The sequence below is a fragment of the Vibrio ponticus genome, from assembly GCF_009938225.1.
In the GTDB taxonomy this organism is placed as follows: domain Bacteria; phylum Pseudomonadota; class Gammaproteobacteria; order Enterobacterales; family Vibrionaceae; genus Vibrio; species Vibrio ponticus.
Genome location: NZ_AP019657.1, coordinates 349646 through 368051, shown reverse-complemented (window position 1 = coordinate 368051; position 18406 = coordinate 349646). Strand labels below are relative to the sequence as shown.

The window sequence follows — 18406 nt, the reverse complement described above, 5'->3', positions numbered from 1 at the left end:
TGTTAGCTCTCTGACACAACAGAGAGCTAACAAATAGGCTTCTCCATGAAAACTATTTCAATTGCTTGCAGCGCAATGATGCTCTGCTTTCCAGCTATGGCCGGAATCAATATTTCAATTGAAAAGGATGTCTCTGAACTCAACCTCTCCGCATCAGTAACCGACAACATCTATTTGTCGATTGGTGCAGATACTGACGACTGGGTTGGCATTGGCGCAGGATATCAAACCTTCATTACCCCCTCACTGACGCTGAACGCTTACTACGAATATGGGCTCTATGATGACTGGCTACTGAATGAAGTGGCAGACATTGATGGCGTAAAGACCAAAAGCCATAAGATTGATCTATCCCTCAATCGTTACTTTGCAAGTTTCTCTCTCAAAGCGGGACTAACAGCAGAAAGAGTACGTAATGGTTTCACTTGGCTGACGGTTGACGATGCAAATAAATACTCGGTTTATCTTGGCACTGCACACTATTTTGAACACGCCTACTTGGCAGGGCGATATGAACATCACTACGCCACTGACGAGTCAGACATGCTGGATTTTAATCAAGGTCACGCCAACGAATGGGAAATCTCTGTCGGCACTATGAAACCCATTTGGCATGTTTATCCCTACGCAAAAGTGAGCCTTTTTACGCCCAATGGCACCTACTACGGTCTGGAAAATAATGAGGTGACTTGGACGATTGGAGCTTCTCTCTCTTTCTGAGGATATAATATGAAAAAAACGATTTTATTAATGTGTTTAATGGCGAGTAGCAATGCGCTAGCCACAGGGTTACATATTTCACCCGATATGAAAATTGGACCTTACTTTGGCTCAGGGATTTCTGGCGGCGGGCTACAACTCGGCGTGACTGACACGGCTGGACTCGATGCTATCTATTTGAGTTATAGCCACACTTCAGCAGAGATTTTGACGGATAAAGACCGCCTCAAAACCTATCGTCTTGGCGCGCAATACAATTTACCGCAAGTGCCGATGCTGGGTTTTCAGTTAGAAATCGGAGGGGTGAAATACGAAGGCAGCCGCTACTATTTTTGGAACAAACCAACCGAGTATCGTGAAGGATCTGGGGTCAGTATGGCGGCTGCATGGGTCTTAGCTGTGAATGATAACCTGGCACTAAGAGCAGGCATGGATGTGAACTACATTGATAGTGACAAAACCTATCTCAGCAGCAATTTTTCCACCACGCTCAACACTGGGATTGTGCTGCGCTTTTAACGCAGCACATCGTCAATACTCTGCTCACCTAAGTGACGAATATCTTTGCCTTTAACAAAGTAAATAATGTATTCACAGATGTTCTGACAACGGTCACCCACACGCTCAATCGCACGCGCAGACCACATGACCTGCAAGATCTGCGGAATGTTCTTCGGATCTTCCATCATGTAAGTCATGAGCTGACGGATCACCGCTTCGTATTCGCTATCGATGCGATCATCCATTTTGTAGACGGCTGCTGCTGCATCCACATCCATGCGAGCAAACGCATCCAGCACTTGATGCAGCATGTTCACCGCTTGACGGCAAAGTGGCTCTAACGAAACATTAAAGGGTTTATCTTGCGATGATGGGTTTTCAATCGCCACTCTGGCGATACGAGTTGCAACATCACCAATTCGCTCAAGGTCGGTAATGGTTTTGATGATTGCCATAATCAAACGCAGATCTTTTGCCGTTGGCTGACGTTTGGCAATAATGCGCGTACAAGCTTCGTCAATCGACACTTCCATCGCATTCACTTTATGATCATCACGCACCACTTTACGCGCCAGCTCAATATCATCCTTATGCAGCGCCTGCATCGCGAATGAGAGCTGCTGCTCGACCAAGCCGCCCATGGTTAAGACATGGGTACGAATCGACTCTAGTTCGACGTTAAATTGACCTGAAATGTGGCGTCCAAAGTTCATTGGGATCCTTAGCAAAAAGTGATGATTATCCGTATCGACCTGTAATGTAGTCTTCTGTCTGCTTTTTCAATGGGGAAGTGAAAATAGAATCCGTATCTGAGTACTCGATCAATTTCCCCATATGAATAAATGCGGTGTGATCACTCACACGCGCGGCTTGCTGCATGTTATGCGTAACGATAACTACAGTATATTTGGTTTTGAGCTCATTAATAAGCTCTTCAATGGTTAAAGTAGAAATCGGATCCAGCGCTGAGGTCGGTTCATCCAAAAGTAATACTTCTGGTTCAATCGCGATTGCACGCGCAATCACTAATCGCTGCTGTTGACCACCCGATAGACCAAACGCATTTTCATGCAAACGATCTTTAACCTCATCCCAAAGGGCGGCTGCACGCAGTGCTCGTTCAACCGAGTCATCAAGCACACGGCTGTTTTTTACCCCTTGTAGTCGCAAACCGTACACCACATTCTCATAGATGGATTTAGGGAATGGATTCGGACGCTGGAACACCATGCCAACACGGCGGCGCAGCGTTGCAACGTCGACGTCAGGATGATACACATTCTTGCCGTGTAGCTTCACTTCACCTGTGACACGACACCCTTCAACCAAATCGTTCATGCGGTTAATACAACGCAGCAGTGTGGATTTGCCGCAGCCAGACGGACCGATAAATGCTGTAACTTGCCCTTTCGGAATGCGCATCGAAATATCGCTCAGCGCTTGGCTGCTTTGATAGAACAAATTCAGCCCTTCAATCGCGATGGCAGTCTGCTCATCACTGAGGTTATTCACATCTAATGGGGCTTGGTAGCCCAATGTTTGATTGACTGAAAACATACTTAGTCTTGTCCTAAAGTTCGGTATTTCTCACGCAAATTATTGCGAATGCTGATTGCGGTTAAGTTTAGCCCGACAATCACGGTCACGAGCAAGAATGACGTGGCGTACACCAATGGTCGCGCGCTTTCGATGTTGGTGGTTTGGAAACCGACATCATAAATATGAAAGCCAAGATGCATAAATTTACGCTCAAGGTGGATATAAGGGAACTGCCCATCCACCGGTAAGCTTGAGGCCAGCTTTACTGCACCAACGAGCATCAGTGGTGCTACCTCACCGGCTGCTCGTGCTACCGCTAAGATTAATCCGGTAATAATCGCTGGGCTTGCCATCGGCAGCACAATGCGCCACATGGTTTCAAACTGCGTTGCCCCAAGGGCTAATGAGCCATGACGTACCGAGTTCGGGATACGGGTTAACCCCTCTTCTGTCGCCACTATCACCACTGGCAAAGTCAATACCGCCAAGGTTAATGCTGACCATAACAGACCTGGGGTACCAAAGGTTGGTGTTGGCAGACGTTCGGCGTAAAACAGGTTATCAATTGAAGCGCCCAGAGTATAAACAAAGAACCCTAAACCAAATACGCCGTAAACAATCGAAGGTACGCCAGCCAAGTTAATCACGGCAACGCGTATGATGCGAGTAAAGATATTGTTCTTAGCATATTCATGGATATAGATCGCAGCGATAACCCCTAGTGGCATCACAATCACTGACATGATTAACACCAGCAACACCGTACCAAACATCGCAGGGAATACTCCTCCCTCGGAGTTAGATTCGCGTGGTGACGTCGACAAAAACTTCCATACTTCTTTGCCCCACTGCACCGCTTTATCGCTGATGCTCATTTGATTGGGATACCAAATATCAAGAATATGACTCAATGGGATCAACACTTGTTGTCCTGTCATATCTTCCACCAGCAATCCTTGTTTCGCGAGCTTACTGCGCAAATCATCCAACTTGGCTTCGGCTTGTGAAAGTTGCTGACTAAACTGTTTTGACTGAGAGTTGTACTGAGCTAAATAGTCTTCATCAAGCTGGTTATTGAGTTCGCGCTTGCGCTTTTCTAAGCGTAAGTCATTCGCCTTAGCACTGATGGTTTGAACGTCATCTTCAATCACTCGTTCAATTTCATCACGCACTAACTGACTGAACTCAAGGGATTCTGCTAGACGAGCTTGGAAGTCGCTATGTATTTCGCCTTGCGCGTCTTGGTAAGCGACAGGCTGTCCATAAAAGTCGCCACTTCGAGTGCGCTCAATCACCGCCCACTGTTTAGGTTCCGTGCGACTTTGAATATTAATATCCAAAATCGAGATAAAATCGGCTGGATAAATATCACGGTTAGCGACCTTAATATTTAACCGCTCAACCTGACCTTGCTCAACCACCGATAAAGGCAGTGGAATACCTAATTCTTGTAAGTAATCGACCGAAACTGAATCTTGCGCGTAGAGCTGTCCAACTAAGATCTCACCATCGACCTTCGTCCATTGATATAAAGGCGCTGGCCAGAAATAGGATAGACCTTTCCAGCCGATAAGCAGCAACAAGCCAAGAACAGACAGCAAACTAATGCTAACTGCACCGCCAGTTAACCATATCCAAGGCGCGCCTGATTTTAGCCACTTAAACACAAACAACAGTCCTATTCATTCAATCTATAAAGCTCGGTACTTTTCACGCAGACGTTGACGAACCCATTCAGCAATCGAGTTAACCGCAAACGTAAATACCAGTAGAATTAACGCGGCTAAGAAAAGAATCCGGAAGTGCGAGCTGCCCACTTCTGATTCTGGCATCTCAACGGCAATAGTCGCAGACAAGGTGCGCATACCTTCAAGAATATTCCAATCCAAAATTGGTGTATTACCGGTCGCCATTAACACAATCATGGTTTCTCCTACCGCACGACCAAGCCCCATCATAATCGCTGAGAAAATCCCCGGACTTGCGGTAAGCAGTACGACATAAATCAATGTCTGCCAAGGTGTTGCACCCAGTGCTAAAGAGCCATCAGATAGATGTTTCGGCACTGAGAAGATCGCATCTTCAGCAATAGTAAAAATGGTCGGGATCACAGCAAAACCCATGGCAAAACCCACCACAAGTGCGTTGCGCTGATCGAAATCGATGCCTATCTCAGCAAGGTAAATCCGCACATCACCATTAAATAGCAGCGCCTCAATGTTGTAGCTTTGGCTTAATATCAGCGCGGTGATAATCACCAAACAAGGCATCAAAATCAGTGCATGCCAGCCATTAGGTAGGCGACGCGTCCAGCGAGTCGGTAAACTATGCCACAGTACACCAATCGCAATGATGGCCACAGGCAGAAACAGCAACAAGACCACGACTGCCGTTAAGTGACTTTCCACAATTGGCGCAAACCAAAGCCCCGCAAGAAAACCGATGATGACCGTCGGTAGCGCTTCCATCAGTTCAATCGATGGTTTTACAAAACGGCGCATACGTGGCGTCATAAAGTAAGCGGTATAGATCGCCCCCAACACCGCAATCGGAATCGCAAACAGCATCGCAAACGCCGCGGCTTTTAATGTACCAAAAGCAATTGGCACCAAACTGAATTTCGCTTCAAACTCATCACTGGCCGAGGTGGTTTGCCAAACATAGGCAGCCTCAGGGTAGCTTTCATACCACACTTTTTGCCACAGCGATGACAGCGATACCTCCGGGAAAGGGTTATCAAGGTGAGCCACACTTAACATGCCATCAGCAAACGCGACCAAGTACTGCTCATTGTCTGACATCGCCGCAAATTGAGGGGCTTTGTTATACGCTCGCTCAAAAATCACCAACTTTTCGCTGGTGGTGTAATGGCTCTGTACCATGCCATTGATATAGAAACTGTAAAAGCCTTTACGATATGCATCCGGCAGCAAAAACTGCAGCTCAGCGGCCAGTTTGAACTCTCGAATAAAGGTCAGATGACGCTGCTGATCTTTCAATACATCAAACCATTGCGATACCAAGCCATCTCGATGCGTCACCAATAGAGAAGACGCGCCAGAGAGGACATCAATATGACTCACTGCGTGCTTCGCTTCACCTTGGCTCAAATCAACAATCTCTCGCACCGCATAATGGTCGTCATGTTGCTTGATCACAATAAGCTCTGACTCTTGGCGCAAATAAATTGTTTTGCCATCTGGGGCGACAATCAATTGGTCGACCGTTGCAATAGCTTGCGGGAATTGATGGGTATAAATTTTTCCTGCGCTATCTTGCCAACGAATGCGCAATTTCTGGTCATTGTAGTAACCGACTAAAACCAGTTGTTTACCTTTAGCAAAAGCAAACTGTCGCAGCTCAGCATCGGAAAACGTTAAATCAATCGGAGCGTTGTATTGCTCTACTTCAGGCGCGAACACTCGGCGATCGTTTTCGATCACATGGTTCATTTGCGGCTGGAACAGTTTCACTTGCCCTTGCGAGGTCGCAAACGCAAACCAATCCTCAGCCGTTGGCATCGCAGCAAAGAGCGTAAAATCTTGAGCAAAATCGACTGACAATTTAGGCTCTGCATGCGCTTTATCCATCGCCCAAAAATCCACCTGCCCTTGCTTGGAAATCACAAAAGCATGTTCGCCATAGTCATCAATTCCCGCCGCAAGAGGTTCTGGCGTAGTAATTGACTGCTGGGCAATATTGGGCGTCAGCTTGGCATCAGAAAACAGAGGCAAGACCATCATGGCTAAATAGACGAAGATCAACACCAGTGCCGCCAACACCCCAACCCCACCAGCAGACACCGCAAATTTGACGAGACGATCTTTAACCAATCGCTTGCGGTCTTTTTCTTTGAGCGAAAAATCTGCTTTTGTCATTGCGGTAAATACTCTGTTTCGGTTAGTGCGATGGGTCGCGGTTCAATCATTACAGCACGCTAGCGCGTGTTAGGTCTTACTTAGGCTATCTTTTTTGCTCGAGAGGATCGGCGGCATCTATCACTCTATGGCTAACAACTTAGCTTGACAGTGACGATAAGATCACGAATTGCTCAATAAAATCCCAGCACTGGTGAGAAAACACGCTAAAACGCACCAAGATTCTATTTACGCTCGAGGATATACTATTTTGCTTTGATGACAATTATATTACAGTGATTAATAAATTACTGAATATAATCAAATATCTTTTCCAACTAAGCGTGATGCATTTCGAGTATCGACGATTAAAATCTGTTCAGCTTTTGCAATAAAACCTTCACAAAAATGCCTTAGTTTTTTTTAGCTAACCTATACTTTTTTATAGTTATACCCAAGTTGCTTCAATATTGTGGATTCTAATACTTGTTAGGGATATTCACCGTCATAATCCGCTAGGTTGTTGACTGTAAAACTTTTTGCTAAGCATAATCAGTATCCAATTTACCTAGTTTAATTAACGAGCGCATCTCGGTGTAAAAATGATAAGGATCGTCGGATGAGTTCAGAGAAACTGTACATAGAGAAAGAGCTAAGTTGGTTGTCATTTAATGAGCGCGTACTGCAAGAAGCGGCGGATAAATCAGTCCCATTAATTGAACGTGTGCGCTTTTTAGGCATTTTTTCCAATAATCTTGATGAGTTTTACAAAGTCCGCTTTGCCGACGTAAAGCGCCGAATTCTTATCAACCAAGAACGTGGCGGCAATGACAACTCCAAGCATTTGTTGACTAAAATGCAGTCTAAAGCGTTGAAACTCAATGAACATTTTGATGATCTTTACCAAGAGTTGATCCGAGAAATGGCACGTCACCGTATTTTCTTGGTCAATGAGCATCAACTCAGCGATACCCAGAAAGGCTGGATTCAAAAATACTTCCGCCGCCAAGTTCTGCCGCACATGTCACCAGTGCTGCTAACGCAAGAAATCAACCTACTGCAGTTTCTCAAAGATGAATACGCTTATATTGCGGTTGAATTAAAACGTGATGAGCACACTCAATATGTATTATTAGAGATCCCAACCGATCACCTGCCGCGCTTTGTAATGGTGCCAGAGCAAAAAGGCAAGCGACGCAAAACCATCATCCTGCTCGATAACATTATTCGCTACTGTCTCGACGACTTGTTCCGCGGCTTTTTTGAATACGATGAGATCAACGGGTATGCCATGAAGATGACCCGTGATGCTGAATACGACCTGAGTCGAGAAGTAGAATATAGCCTGCTAGAGCAGATGTCTGAAGGGGTTAGCCAGCGTCTTACCGCCATGCCCGTGCGCTTTGTTTATGAGCGCGATATGCCAGAAGATATGCTCAGTTTTCTCTGCAAGAAGCTTGGCATTTCGAGCTATGACAGCCTTATCCCCGGCTCTCGCTACCATAACTTTAAAGATTTCATTGCTTTTCCCAATGTGGGTCGCGACTATTTAGAAAATAAGCCGCTGCCGCCAATGCGTTGTGCCGACTTCAATGGCTACAAAAACAGCTTTGATGCGATCAAAAACCAAGACATCTTACTCTACTACCCCTACCACACCTTTGAGCACATCACCGAGCTGGTACGCCAAGCTTCGTTTGATCCCAAAGTCTTAAGTATCAAAATCAATATTTACCGTGTCGCTAAAGATTCTCGCTTAATGAACTCATTAATCGATGCGGTGCACAATGGCAAAAAAGTCACCGTGGTCGTTGAACTGCAAGCGCGTTTTGACGAACAAGCCAATATCGAGTGGGCAAAAGTGCTTACTGAAGCGGGCGTCCAAGTGATCTTTGGCACTCCTGGGTTAAAGATCCATTCGAAATTACTGCTGATTAACCGTCGAGAAGGCGATGAGATTGTTCGTTACGCCCATATCGGCACCGGTAATTTTCATGAGAAAAACGCACGTATCTACACCGATTTCTCGCTCTTAACTGCCGACCCTGAAATCGCCAACGAAGTGCGTAATGTGTTTGGCTATATTGAAAACCCATATCGTCCGGTTAAGTTTAACCAACTGATCGTCTCACCACGCAATTCACGCAGCCAACTCTATCGATTGATCGACGCAGAGATTGCCAACGCCAAACTAGGTAAAAAGGCGCAAATCACCCTTAAAGCGAACAATCTCGTTGATAAGGGACTGATCAATAAACTTTATGGCGCCAGCACATTTGGGGTCAAAATTCGCATGGTGATTCGCGGTATGTGTGCACTGGTACCTGGAGTGGAAGGGGTCAGTGACAACATTACAATAATCAGCATTGTCGATCGATTTCTAGAACACCCTCGCGTTCTTATCACCCATAACGACGGCAATCCTCAGGTCTATATCTCTTCAGCAGATTGGATGACACGTAATATCGACCATCGAGTCGAAGTGGGTGCACCAGTTCGTGACCCGCGTCTGAAACAGCGCATTATCGATATCGTAAACCTGCACTTTATCGATACAGTAAAAGCTCGTTGGATAGATAAAGAGATGAGTAATAACTACGTTGCTCGCGGGAATCGCAAAAAAGTACGTTCACAGTTAGCGATTTATGACTATCTTAAAAATGTAGAGAAGCAAGCTAAGAAAAACAATGAAGCAAACGCCTGATGTAAGAGATGTCGCCGCTATCGATTTGGGATCGAATAGTTTTCATATGGTGGTAGCCAAGGTCGTTGGACAAGACTTACAACTCGTTAGCCGCCACAAACAGCGAGTTCGACTTGCCGAAGGACTGGATGGACAAAATAACCTTGATAATGCCGCCATTGAACGTGGCTTAGAGTGTTTGGCTATGTTTGCTGAACGCTTGCAGGGCTTTGCCCCCAGCAATGTTCGCATCGCAGCAACGCACACATTAAGGCAAGCCAATAATGCGCATATCTTTATCCAACGAGCACGTGAAGTGTTGCCTTTTGCTATCGAAATCATCCCAGGAGAGGAAGAAGCGCGTCTGATTTACCAAGGTGTGTCTCACACCCAACCTCAATCTGACTCTAAGCTGATTGTGGATATTGGTGGTGGCAGCACTGAGATCATTTGTGGTCAAGGGTTCGAGCCTCAACTGCTCAATAGTAAGCAGATGGGCTGTGTCAGCTTTACTAATCAGTTTTTCGCCAACGGTAAGCTATCGAACAAGAACTTCACTAACGCGATTCTCGCTGCGGAACAAAAACTCGAGTCCCTCGCCCAACGCTATCGCAAAAAGGGTTGGTCGATTGCTTTTGGCTCTTCAGGCACCACCAAAGCGATTCGCGAAGTTCTGATCGGTTTAGGTCATGAAGATGGCATTATCACCGCCAAACGCCTCAATGCCCTTATCGATAAGCTCTGTGAGTGGAAACAAATTGAGGATATCGAGCTTGAAGGATTAACGCCGGAACGAAAACCGGTGTTTGCGGCTGGTGTGGCGATTATGTATGCCATTTTCCTCGATCTTAAAATCACTGAAATGCACTTCTCTGAAGGCGCCTTGCGAGAAGGCTTGCTGTACGAAATGGAAGAGCGATTTAAGCGTTCTGATATTCGTATGCGCACCACAGAAAATTTAGCACAAAAGCATTTGGTCGATCTCGAACACGCTGCGCGAGTCAAAGGGCAAGCGAGCGAATTTCTCGCGCAAGTGCATAAAGAGCTCGGCATCAAAGCAAAATCTGAGCTGTTTGATTTACTCGAGTGGAGCGCGCTGCTGCACGAGGTCGGACTCAGTATCAGCTTAAAAGCCTTCCATCGACATTCTGCCTATATTCTTCGTCATACCACTATGCCCGGCTTCAATGTTGAGCAGCAACGCGTGCTGGCAACCTTAGCTCGCTTTCAACGCAAGTCACTCAAACTGCATGAGATGGAAGAGTTCGCCCTTTACAAGAAAAAGCACATTGTCAATTTAGTTCGAGTGCTTCGTTTGGCGATTGTACTGAATGGGCAAAGAAGTGATGACCCTCTACCAGAGATCACGCTTTCGGTCGACTCTGATGATAAGTGGTCACTCACTTGCACAGAATTAAATTGGCTTGAGAACAACAAATTACTCCATGCCGATCTGATGAGTGAGCAAGCTTCTTGGCAGGATGCAGAGTGGCATTTGACGTTTAGTTAACAGCAGCTTGGTTCAAAAACAATAAAGGCGCTGAACGCGCCTTTATACTGATACATCCATTACTGCGATTAGTTGAACTCTATTCCTACCTTCGCCAACTCTTGTTCTGCCAGCTCTGGTGATATCGCAACATAACCGTCTTTTTCAACTAAGTTTTGTCCCTGCTTAGAGTAAATAAAGCGAATAAACTCACGCTCTAGCGGTGACAAGGCTTTACTTGGATGCTTATTAATATAGACGTACAAGTAACGTGATAGTGGGTACTCACCTGAGAGAATATTTTCTCGGGTTGGTTCTACGTAGTGACTGCCTTCACGAGCGATGGGAATGCGCTTAACCCCTGACACCTGATACCCCACTCCAGAATAACCAATGGTATTGATCGATGAGGCGACCGACTGCACAACCGACGCCGAACCAGGTTGTTCATTGACGGTATTACGAAAATCGCCGCCACACAGAGCATTCTTCTTAAAGTAGCCATACGTGCCAGACACCGAGTTTCGACCAAACTTTTGAATCGTACGTTTCGCCCAAGAGTAGTTCATACCAAGGTCCGCCCAAGTATGCACTGGCTTAGTCGCACCGCAACGTAAGGTAGCAGAGAAGATACTGTCTAACTGTGAGAAGTTCATGCCTTTAATTGGGTTATCTTGGTGAACAAAAATACCAATCGCATCAATCGCGACTCGCAACGCGGTCGGTTTATAGCCATGAGCACGTTCAAACGCTTCAATTTCACTGTTGCGCATTGGTCGGCTCATGGGACCAAACTGAGCGGTTTGTTCGGTCAGTGCCGGCGGCGCTGTCGAAGAACCCGAAGCCTGTACCTGACCATTTACGCCAGGATAGAGTTGTTTAAACTCTTCCACCCACAAAGTGGTCATCCCAGCCAGCGTATCCGAACCCACACTGGTGAGTTCACCACTGATGCCCGGCACTTTGTTATAGACGCGGAACTCTTCTTGCGCGGTCACTGACGCGTTAACGGATGCATAAACGGATGCAGTGATTAAACCTGTCATGATTGACACTATCGTAAGCGCGATCCTTGCTTTCATCTATTTCACCACCAAACGTTCAGGTAGGATAAATGAGAACTTACTGCCAACCCCGACTTTACTTTCTATATCAAGATGAGAGTCGTGGTGAGTCAAGGCGTGCTTCACAATCGCCAAACCTAAACCACTACCGCCGGTATCGCGTGAGCGCGCTTTATCAACGCGGTAAAAACGTTCCGTCAGGCGGTGTAAATGCTGTGGCTCAATTCCCTCGCCGCTATCTTCGACTTCCAGACAAGCACCTTGTGCTGTGAGGTACCAGCGCACATTCACGTCGGCACCCGCTGGGGTATATTTCACCGCGTTATACACTAGGTTGGAAATTGCGCTGCGCAGTTGGTCATCATCCCCCAGTACCAATAGCGATTCATCAACCTCAAACTTCAACTTGTGGTTTTGCTCGCCACTGAGACTCACTGCCTCTTTTTCGAGCACTTCGAGCATCGCGGGAACATTGACGACTTCTTCTAACTCGTGCATCGGTGCCGCTTCAATCTTCGACAGCGTCAATAGCTGATTAACTAAACTATTCATACGGTTAAGCTGCTCTGTCATCACGCCATGTGCACGAGACCACATGGGGCCGACCAACATATCGGGATCTTCCGTCATCTCAAGATAACCCTGCAACACCGTCATTGGTGTACGAAGTTCATGAGAAACGTTAGCAAAGAAGTTACGACGCATCCCTTCAAGCTGTTTTAACTGAGTAACATCACGCACCACCATTAGGTGTTCACCTTCGGTGTACGGCACGATACGCAATTCCAGCATACGTTCGACATTCAGTGGCGAACGCATTTCCAAAGGCTCTGAGTAATCTTGCTTGTTGAGGTATTTGATAAAGTCAGGGGTACGAATCAAGTTCGAGATTGGCTGACCTGAATCATCCGGCCAACGAAAGCCCAATAAATGCTGAGCGAGCTTGTTGCACCAAACAATGTTGCCTTCACTGCGAAAAACCACCACCGCATCGGGCAGCGATTCAGCACCATTACGGAAACGACGAATCAAATTGGTCAGCTCTTTACGTTTACGACGCTGACGCTGCTGCAAACGATAAATACCGTTAAACAGTTCTTCCCAGTTTCCGGTACCCGACGGCGGCGTCAGGCGCTTTTCATCCCACAACCACGCCGAAAGACGCATTTGGTTATGTAGATGCCATACAAGCTGCAAAACCGTGGCAGCGAGCAGCAACCACGGCATATATCCGAAAATCCAACCAACAATCACCCAAGGGGTGTAAAAAAAAGCCAGCTCCCAGACCAGCCTTTTCCAAGTTAACCTTTCAACCACTTACTTCTCCATACGGTCCTAAGCTTTGGTTGAGAAACGATAGCCAGCACCACGAACAGTTTGGATCAGTTTATCATGACCTTCTGTTTCAAGTGCTTTACGCAAACGACGAATATGAACATCGACCGTGCGATCTTCAACGTAGACGTTGGTGCCCCAAACATTGTTCAATAGTTGCTCGCGGCTATATACGCGCTCTTGGTGAGTCATAAAGAAGTGCAGCATCTTAAATTCGGTCGGTCCCATATCCAGCGGCTGATCGTTTGCCGTCACGCGGTGAGAAACAGGATCAAGCTTGAGACCTTGCACATCAATCACATCTTCTAGTGCTGTGGGTGTTACACGGCGAATCACCGCTTTCAGGCGAGCCACAAGTTCTTTTGGTGAGAATGGCTTCGTGATGTAATCATCCGCGCCTACTTCCAGACCGCGAACTTTGTCTTCTTCTTCACCACGCGCCGTTAGCATCACTACGGGAATATTGCGGGTTAGCTCTTCGCGTTTCATGTGCTTAATGAAGTTGATCCCACTACCACCCGGTAGCATCCAATCCAGTAGTACTAGATCTGGGAAGGGTTCTGCTAGTTTAGTTACCGCCGTGTCGTAGTCTTCTGCTTCTACCGCTTGGTAACCTTTCTGCTCAAGAACAAAGCACAGCATTTCGCGAATTGGTGCTTCATCTTCAACAACTAGAATCCTTCTAGACATAATAAATAAACCTTTTTCGTTAAGCTTGAGTGAAGAGAGGATCACACCTCTCGATGCATAGGCATTATTACTAGCAATTATGACACTTTTGTGACCTTTGCAAACAAATTTTCATACAAGATTCTCTATTGAATGCTTGCAATTCAATCAATAAGCGCTAGTGATTTGTCAAATGTTCACGACGTCATTCATATTTTTCACATCCTGACAGACAAGCGAAGAAAATTTGCCTAAGATGGGCGTCTTCAATGTTCAATTAGAGAAAATGTATGTGGTTTAAAAACTGTCTGGTGTATCGCGTTAACCGTGAAATCGACTTCAAAGCAGACCAGCTAGAACAGCAACTGGCTGAGTTTCGTTTTACCCCTTGCGGCAGCCAAGATAAGCAAAAATTTGGTTGGGTTTCAGCAATGGGTCGCCATGGCGATATGATGACTCACGTATCAGAAAACCACATCCTAATCTGTGCTAAGAAAGAAGAGAAAATGCTGCCAGCTTCAGTGATTAAAGAATCATTGAATGCCAAGGTCGAAGCGATGGAAGCACAAGAAGGTCGCCCTCTGAAGAAAAAAGAGAAAGACAACCTTAAAGACGACATCGTGATGGATCTGCTGCCACGCGCGTTTAGCCGCAGCAACCACACTTATGTGCTGATCATGCCAAAGCTCGGTTTTATCCTTGTTGATGCGAGCAGCTACAAAAAAGCGGAAGATGTGCTTGCTCTGCTACGTAAAACCATGGGTAGCCTACCGGTCGTTCCTGCGATCCCAGAAAATGCTGTAGAGCTAACACTGACTGAGTGGGTGAAAACAGGCAATACACCAGCCGGCATCACGATGCTTGATGAAGCAGAACTTAAATCGGTACTGGAAGAAGGCGGCGTGATCCGTTGTAAGAAGCAAGAGTTAACCGCCGATGAAATTCGTAGCCATATTGAAGCGGATAAAATGGTGACTAAGCTGGCGCTTAACTGGCAAGATCGCATTGAATTTATTCTTGCCGAAGATAGCAGCATCAAACGCTTGAAGTTCTCTGACGAACTGAAAGATCAAAATGATGATATTCCTCGTGAAGATCAAGCTGCGCGATTTGACGCAGATTTCTCACTAATGTGTGGCGAAATGGGCGCTTTCTTACCGAATTTGTATGAAGCACTGGGTGGTCTACCAAACCCAAATGCATAAGCAATCGTACTAATTACTTGCTCAAAAGCCTTCTTCGGAAGGCTTTTTTGATCTTACGGCTCGCTCGCTTCAGAGTTTTTCCTAGTCACATATCACATTTTGACGTAAAATTTGCGCCCCAATTCCATCAGGTGGAATTGCCCTGACTTGAGATCAGATTACATAGAGAATTGAGCAATGACGACAGATAAAGTATTCGTACCTGAGCTACTATCACCAGCAGGTAGCCTTAAAAACATGCGTTACGCATTCGCATACGGCGCAGATGCAGTATACGCAGGTCAGCCTCGCTACAGCCTACGTGTACGTAACAACGAGTTTAACCACGAGAACCTAAAGATTGGTATCGATGAAGCACATGCCCTAGGCAAAAAGCTTTACGTGGTATGTAACATCCAGCCGCACAACTCTAAGCTAAAAACCTTCATTCGCGACCTTAAGCCGGTTGTAGAAATGGGTCCAGACGCACTGATCATGTCTGACCCTGGTCTAATCATGATGGTTCGCGAAGCGTTCCCAGAAATGCCTATTCACCTGTCTGTTCAAGCGAACGCAGTTAACTGGGCAACAGTAAAATTCTGGTCGACTCAAGGTGTTGAGCGCGTAATCGTGTCGCGTGAGCTTTCTCTAGAAGAAATCGAAGAAATTCGCGAGCAGTGCCCTGAAACAGAAATCGAAGTTTTCGTTCACGGCGCTCTTTGCATGGCTTACTCTGGTCGTTGCCTACTGTCTGGTTACATCAACAAGCGTGACCCGAACCAAGGTACTTGTACTAACGCATGCCGTTGGGAATACAAAGTAGAAGAAGGCAAAGAGAACGACGCAGGTCAGATCGTTGAAGCGTTCGACCCAAGCGAAGTACAAGCGATTGAAGTGCAGGATGAGCGTCCTGAAACCACTATCGGTCGTGGCAAACCAACTGACGAAGTCGTACTACTATCTGAAAGCCACCGCCCTGAAGAAAAAATGGCGGCGTTTGAAGATGAGCACGGCACTTACATCATGAACTCAAAAGATCTACGTGCTATCCAACACGTTGAGCGTTTGACTCAGATGGGTGTTCACTCACTTAAAATCGAAGGTCGTACTAAGTCGTTCTACTACTGTGCACGTACTGCGCAAGTTTACCGTAAAGCAATTGATGATGCCGTTGCGGGTCGTCCATTTGATGAGTCTTTAATGGGTACTCTTGAAAGCCTAGCACACCGTGGTTACACCGAAGGCTTCCTACGTCGTCATACTCACGATGCATACCAAAACTACGACTACGGCTACTCCGTCTCTGACGCACAGCAATTTGTAGGTGAATTTACTGGTAAACGTCGTGGTGATCTTGCTGAAGTTGAAGTGAAGAACAAATTTGTGGTTGGCGACAACCTAGAATTGATGACGCCAAAAGGCAACGTAAACTTCACGCTAGAAGCGATGGAAAACCGTAAATCAGAAGTAATTGACGATGCGAAAGGCAACGGTCACTTTGTGTTTATTCCAGTACCACAAGACATGGATCTTGAGTACGCGCTACTGATGCGTAACCTGAACGACGGTCAGGACACTCGTAACCCAACGGGTAAGTAATCATGGCACTACTAATTACAGATAAGTGTATCAACTGCGATATGTGTGACCCTGAGTGCCCAAATGGCGCAATCTCAATGGGTGACAGCATCTTCGAAATCGATCCTAATCTGTGTACTGAGTGTAAAGGTCACTACGAGAAGCCAACGTGCCAATCCGTTTGTCCGATTACCAAGTGTATTATCACTGACCCAGACCATGTAGAAACGGACGAAGAACTACTCGAGAAGTTCGTTATCATTCAAGGTTTAGCATAAAACTAGAAGGCTCATCCAGTGATGAGCCTTTTTTGTATCGTCGACCTCAGCCAGATTTGATGATCGGAAAGATATTACAGTACAACTCTTTCTCATATTGATACTCCAAATGTTCTCGCCAATTAACTGCTTTACCTATCGGTACTAGGAAGAAAGTCTCACGCGAAGTATCGGTTACAAATGCTAAACCATGTGGCATCAACTCAAAATGTACATCATGAACGAAACCAGGGTCTAATCTCTGCCTTCCAGTAAGATGATTTACCTCTTCACGGGAAATCGTTACTGACTCTGTAGCACTGCCAAATCTCAGCTTGAGCCACTCGGCAAAATCTTTTGCGCATACCATAGTCATGGGAGTGTCCTTGCTTATATTCTCATAGGAAGTAAGCCGAGCATCCTATTTATAATCCAAACGTCGAGTTAACCAACTTCGTTCATATCGTTGTTATTATGCGACTTCAATCAGGATGAGTATCTGCCTCACTGTTGGAACCTTCAGTTAACGCATCTAGATACATATCAATCCTTAGACCTTTTAAATCTAGGTGAGTATGAGATGATTCTCCAGCCAATATCGGTCAAATATCATCATATCTGAGTTATTCGATGGCGCTTAACAGGATATTTATCTAGTTTGATCAATAAGCTGTGCACATTGTAAAGGTAGGATTTTTTTTGGTTTTGGCTTTGCCTTGGCAATCACTACTGGCTCTTTTTCCTCAACTTTAGTGCTATCTTTTGAGCCTCGATAGGTTTTGACGTTGTGCTTTGGTTTCGGTTTCCAGCTGGCAACTTCTGCACCACACCCATCCCCCTTCGGTGGTGGTTTTTGGTCAACACAACTCGCGTCATCTTGCGGACATTTTAAGCGCACGTGCATATGGTAGTTATGCCCCCACCATGGTCTGACTTTACGCAGCCATGTGCGATTCGCCCCCTCTAAACTGCACAATTTCTCTTTGATCACCGGATGAACAAAAATTCGCGCCACTTCTTCATCCTGAGCCGCCATTTTAACCAAGCGAAAATGACGATTGTCCCAGTTCGTAGAACTGATCTTGTATGCCGACATATCAACCAAGGTTTTCGGCTTTGGTAGTTTGAGTTGGTTCGCCGAGAGTTTGGTGTCTGCTAAGCGAAACCAAATGTCGATATCCAGACCGGTTTGATGGCTTGTGTGTCCAGAAGAGAATCGCCCACCTTGCGGTAGCGACATATCACCGATCAAAAGATGGGTACGCAGATCTTTGCGCGCTTTTGCAGATAAACGCTCAATGTAGGCAATGGTGTTAGGGTGACCGTAGTAACGCTTGTTTTGACTACGCAATACTTGGTAACCATAGCCATTTAAAGGCAGTGCTTGAGCGCCAAGCAGGCAGCCATTGGCATAACTACCAATGGCTTCTGGAGTGAGTCGATTGGGTTTAGCAAATGACTCCCAAGGAGAAGCGGATAATGAAAACGACCACAAGCAAGCTAAAATAACTATCCATGTCGTTTTCATTG

The 18406-nt window shown here is 46.0% G+C and carries 16 protein-coding genes; 7 read left to right on the top strand and 9 right to left on the bottom strand.

Annotated elements, in window-relative coordinates; genetic code table 11:
* The first annotated feature begins 45 nt into the window (after nt 1-45).
* Nucleotides 46-720 (top strand): hypothetical protein, encoded by a 675-nt coding sequence (locus GZN30_RS01605; RefSeq protein ID WP_075652735.1) that lies wholly within the window; start codon nt 46-48, stop codon nt 718-720.
* 9 nt (nt 721-729) lie between these two features.
* The gene (locus GZN30_RS01600; protein ID WP_075652734.1) at nt 730-1239 is read left to right on the top strand and encodes a hypothetical protein; all 510 of its coding nucleotides are present in this window, start codon (nt 730-732) and stop codon (nt 1237-1239) included.
* Here the strand turns inward: GZN30_RS01600 and phoU are convergent.
* The 4 genes from phoU to GZN30_RS01580 are packed head-to-tail and all read right to left on the bottom strand — an operon-like array spanning nt 1236 to nt 6638.
* Complete coding sequence (gene phoU / locus GZN30_RS01595) at nt 1236-1934, bottom strand: phosphate signaling complex protein PhoU (RefSeq protein ID WP_075652733.1); 699 nt, start codon at nt 1932-1934, stop codon at nt 1236-1238. The two genes, GZN30_RS01600 and phoU, sit on opposite strands and share 4 nt — an antisense overlap.
* 25 nt (nt 1935-1959) lie before the next feature.
* On the bottom strand, nt 1960-2778 hold the full coding sequence (gene pstB / locus GZN30_RS01590; RefSeq protein ID WP_075652732.1) for a phosphate ABC transporter ATP-binding protein PstB: 819 nt from the start codon (nt 2776-2778) through the stop codon (nt 1960-1962).
* Between the two features lie 2 nt (nt 2779-2780).
* Entirely contained in the window at nt 2781-4427 is a 1647-nt protein-coding gene (pstA, locus tag GZN30_RS01585; RefSeq protein WP_075652739.1) for a phosphate ABC transporter permease PstA, read from the bottom strand.
* A 24-nt stretch (nt 4428-4451) separates the two neighbouring features.
* A complete protein-coding gene (locus tag GZN30_RS01580; protein WP_075652731.1) occupies nt 4452-6638 on the bottom strand; it encodes an ABC transporter permease subunit in 2187 nt (728 codons plus the stop codon).
* 598 nt (nt 6639-7236) lie between these two features.
* Here GZN30_RS01580 and ppk1 point away from each other — a divergent pair.
* Nucleotides 7237-9321 carry a polyphosphate kinase 1 gene (ppk1, locus tag GZN30_RS01575; protein WP_075650381.1) on the top strand — a complete coding sequence of 695 codons (2085 nt, stop codon included), beginning with the start codon at nt 7237-7239 and terminating at the stop codon, nt 9319-9321.
* Nucleotides 9305-10810, top strand: a complete 1506-nt coding sequence (gene ppx, locus GZN30_RS01570) for an exopolyphosphatase (RefSeq protein ID WP_075650383.1) — start codon at nt 9305-9307, stop codon at nt 10808-10810. Before ppk1 ends, ppx begins: the two co-directional genes overlap by 17 nt.
* A gap of 68 nt (nt 10811-10878) precedes the next feature.
* On the opposite strand, the gene GZN30_RS01565 is transcribed toward ppx, so the two are convergent.
* The 3 genes from GZN30_RS01565 to phoB are packed head-to-tail and all read right to left on the bottom strand — an operon-like array spanning nt 10879 to nt 13878.
* Nucleotides 10879-11871: a PstS family phosphate ABC transporter substrate-binding protein gene (locus tag GZN30_RS01565; RefSeq protein ID WP_075650385.1), complete on the bottom strand. Its 993-nt coding sequence runs from the start codon at nt 11869-11871 to the stop codon at nt 10879-10881.
* Nucleotides 11872-13170, bottom strand: coding sequence for a phosphate regulon sensor histidine kinase PhoR (gene phoR / locus GZN30_RS01560; RefSeq protein ID WP_075650387.1), 1299 nt, complete (start codon nt 13168-13170; stop codon nt 11872-11874). It abuts the gene before it with no gap.
* An 18-nt stretch (nt 13171-13188) separates the two neighbouring features.
* Nucleotides 13189-13878 (bottom strand): phosphate regulon transcriptional regulator PhoB, encoded by a 690-nt coding sequence (gene phoB / locus GZN30_RS01555; protein ID WP_075650389.1) that lies wholly within the window; start codon nt 13876-13878, stop codon nt 13189-13191.
* Nucleotides 13879-14147: 269 nt separating this feature from the next.
* Here phoB and rdgC point away from each other — a divergent pair, with 269 nt between their 5' ends.
* From rdgC to GZN30_RS01540, 3 genes are all read left to right on the top strand, one after another.
* Entirely contained in the window at nt 14148-15062 is a 915-nt protein-coding gene (gene rdgC / locus GZN30_RS01550) for a recombination-associated protein RdgC (protein WP_075650391.1), read from the top strand.
* A gap of 177 nt (nt 15063-15239) precedes the next feature.
* Entirely contained in the window at nt 15240-16640 is a 1401-nt protein-coding gene (gene trhP / locus GZN30_RS01545) for a prephenate-dependent tRNA uridine(34) hydroxylase TrhP (RefSeq protein WP_075650393.1), read from the top strand.
* Nucleotides 16641-16642: 2 nt separating this feature from the next.
* Nucleotides 16643-16897 (top strand): YfhL family 4Fe-4S dicluster ferredoxin, encoded by a 255-nt coding sequence (locus GZN30_RS01540; RefSeq protein WP_075650395.1) that lies wholly within the window; start codon nt 16643-16645, stop codon nt 16895-16897.
* A 46-nt stretch (nt 16898-16943) separates the two neighbouring features.
* On the opposite strand, the gene GZN30_RS01535 is transcribed toward GZN30_RS01540, so the two are convergent.
* Together GZN30_RS01535 and mepA are read right to left on the bottom strand one after the other, a co-directional pair.
* Nucleotides 16944-17252, bottom strand: a complete 309-nt coding sequence (locus tag GZN30_RS01535; protein WP_075650397.1) for a hypothetical protein — start codon at nt 17250-17252, stop codon at nt 16944-16946.
* 273 nt (nt 17253-17525) lie between these two features.
* The gene (gene mepA, locus GZN30_RS01530; protein ID WP_075650399.1) at nt 17526-18404 is read right to left on the bottom strand and encodes a penicillin-insensitive murein endopeptidase; all 879 of its coding nucleotides are present in this window, start codon (nt 18402-18404) and stop codon (nt 17526-17528) included.
* Nucleotides 18405-18406: the final 2 nt, after the last annotated feature.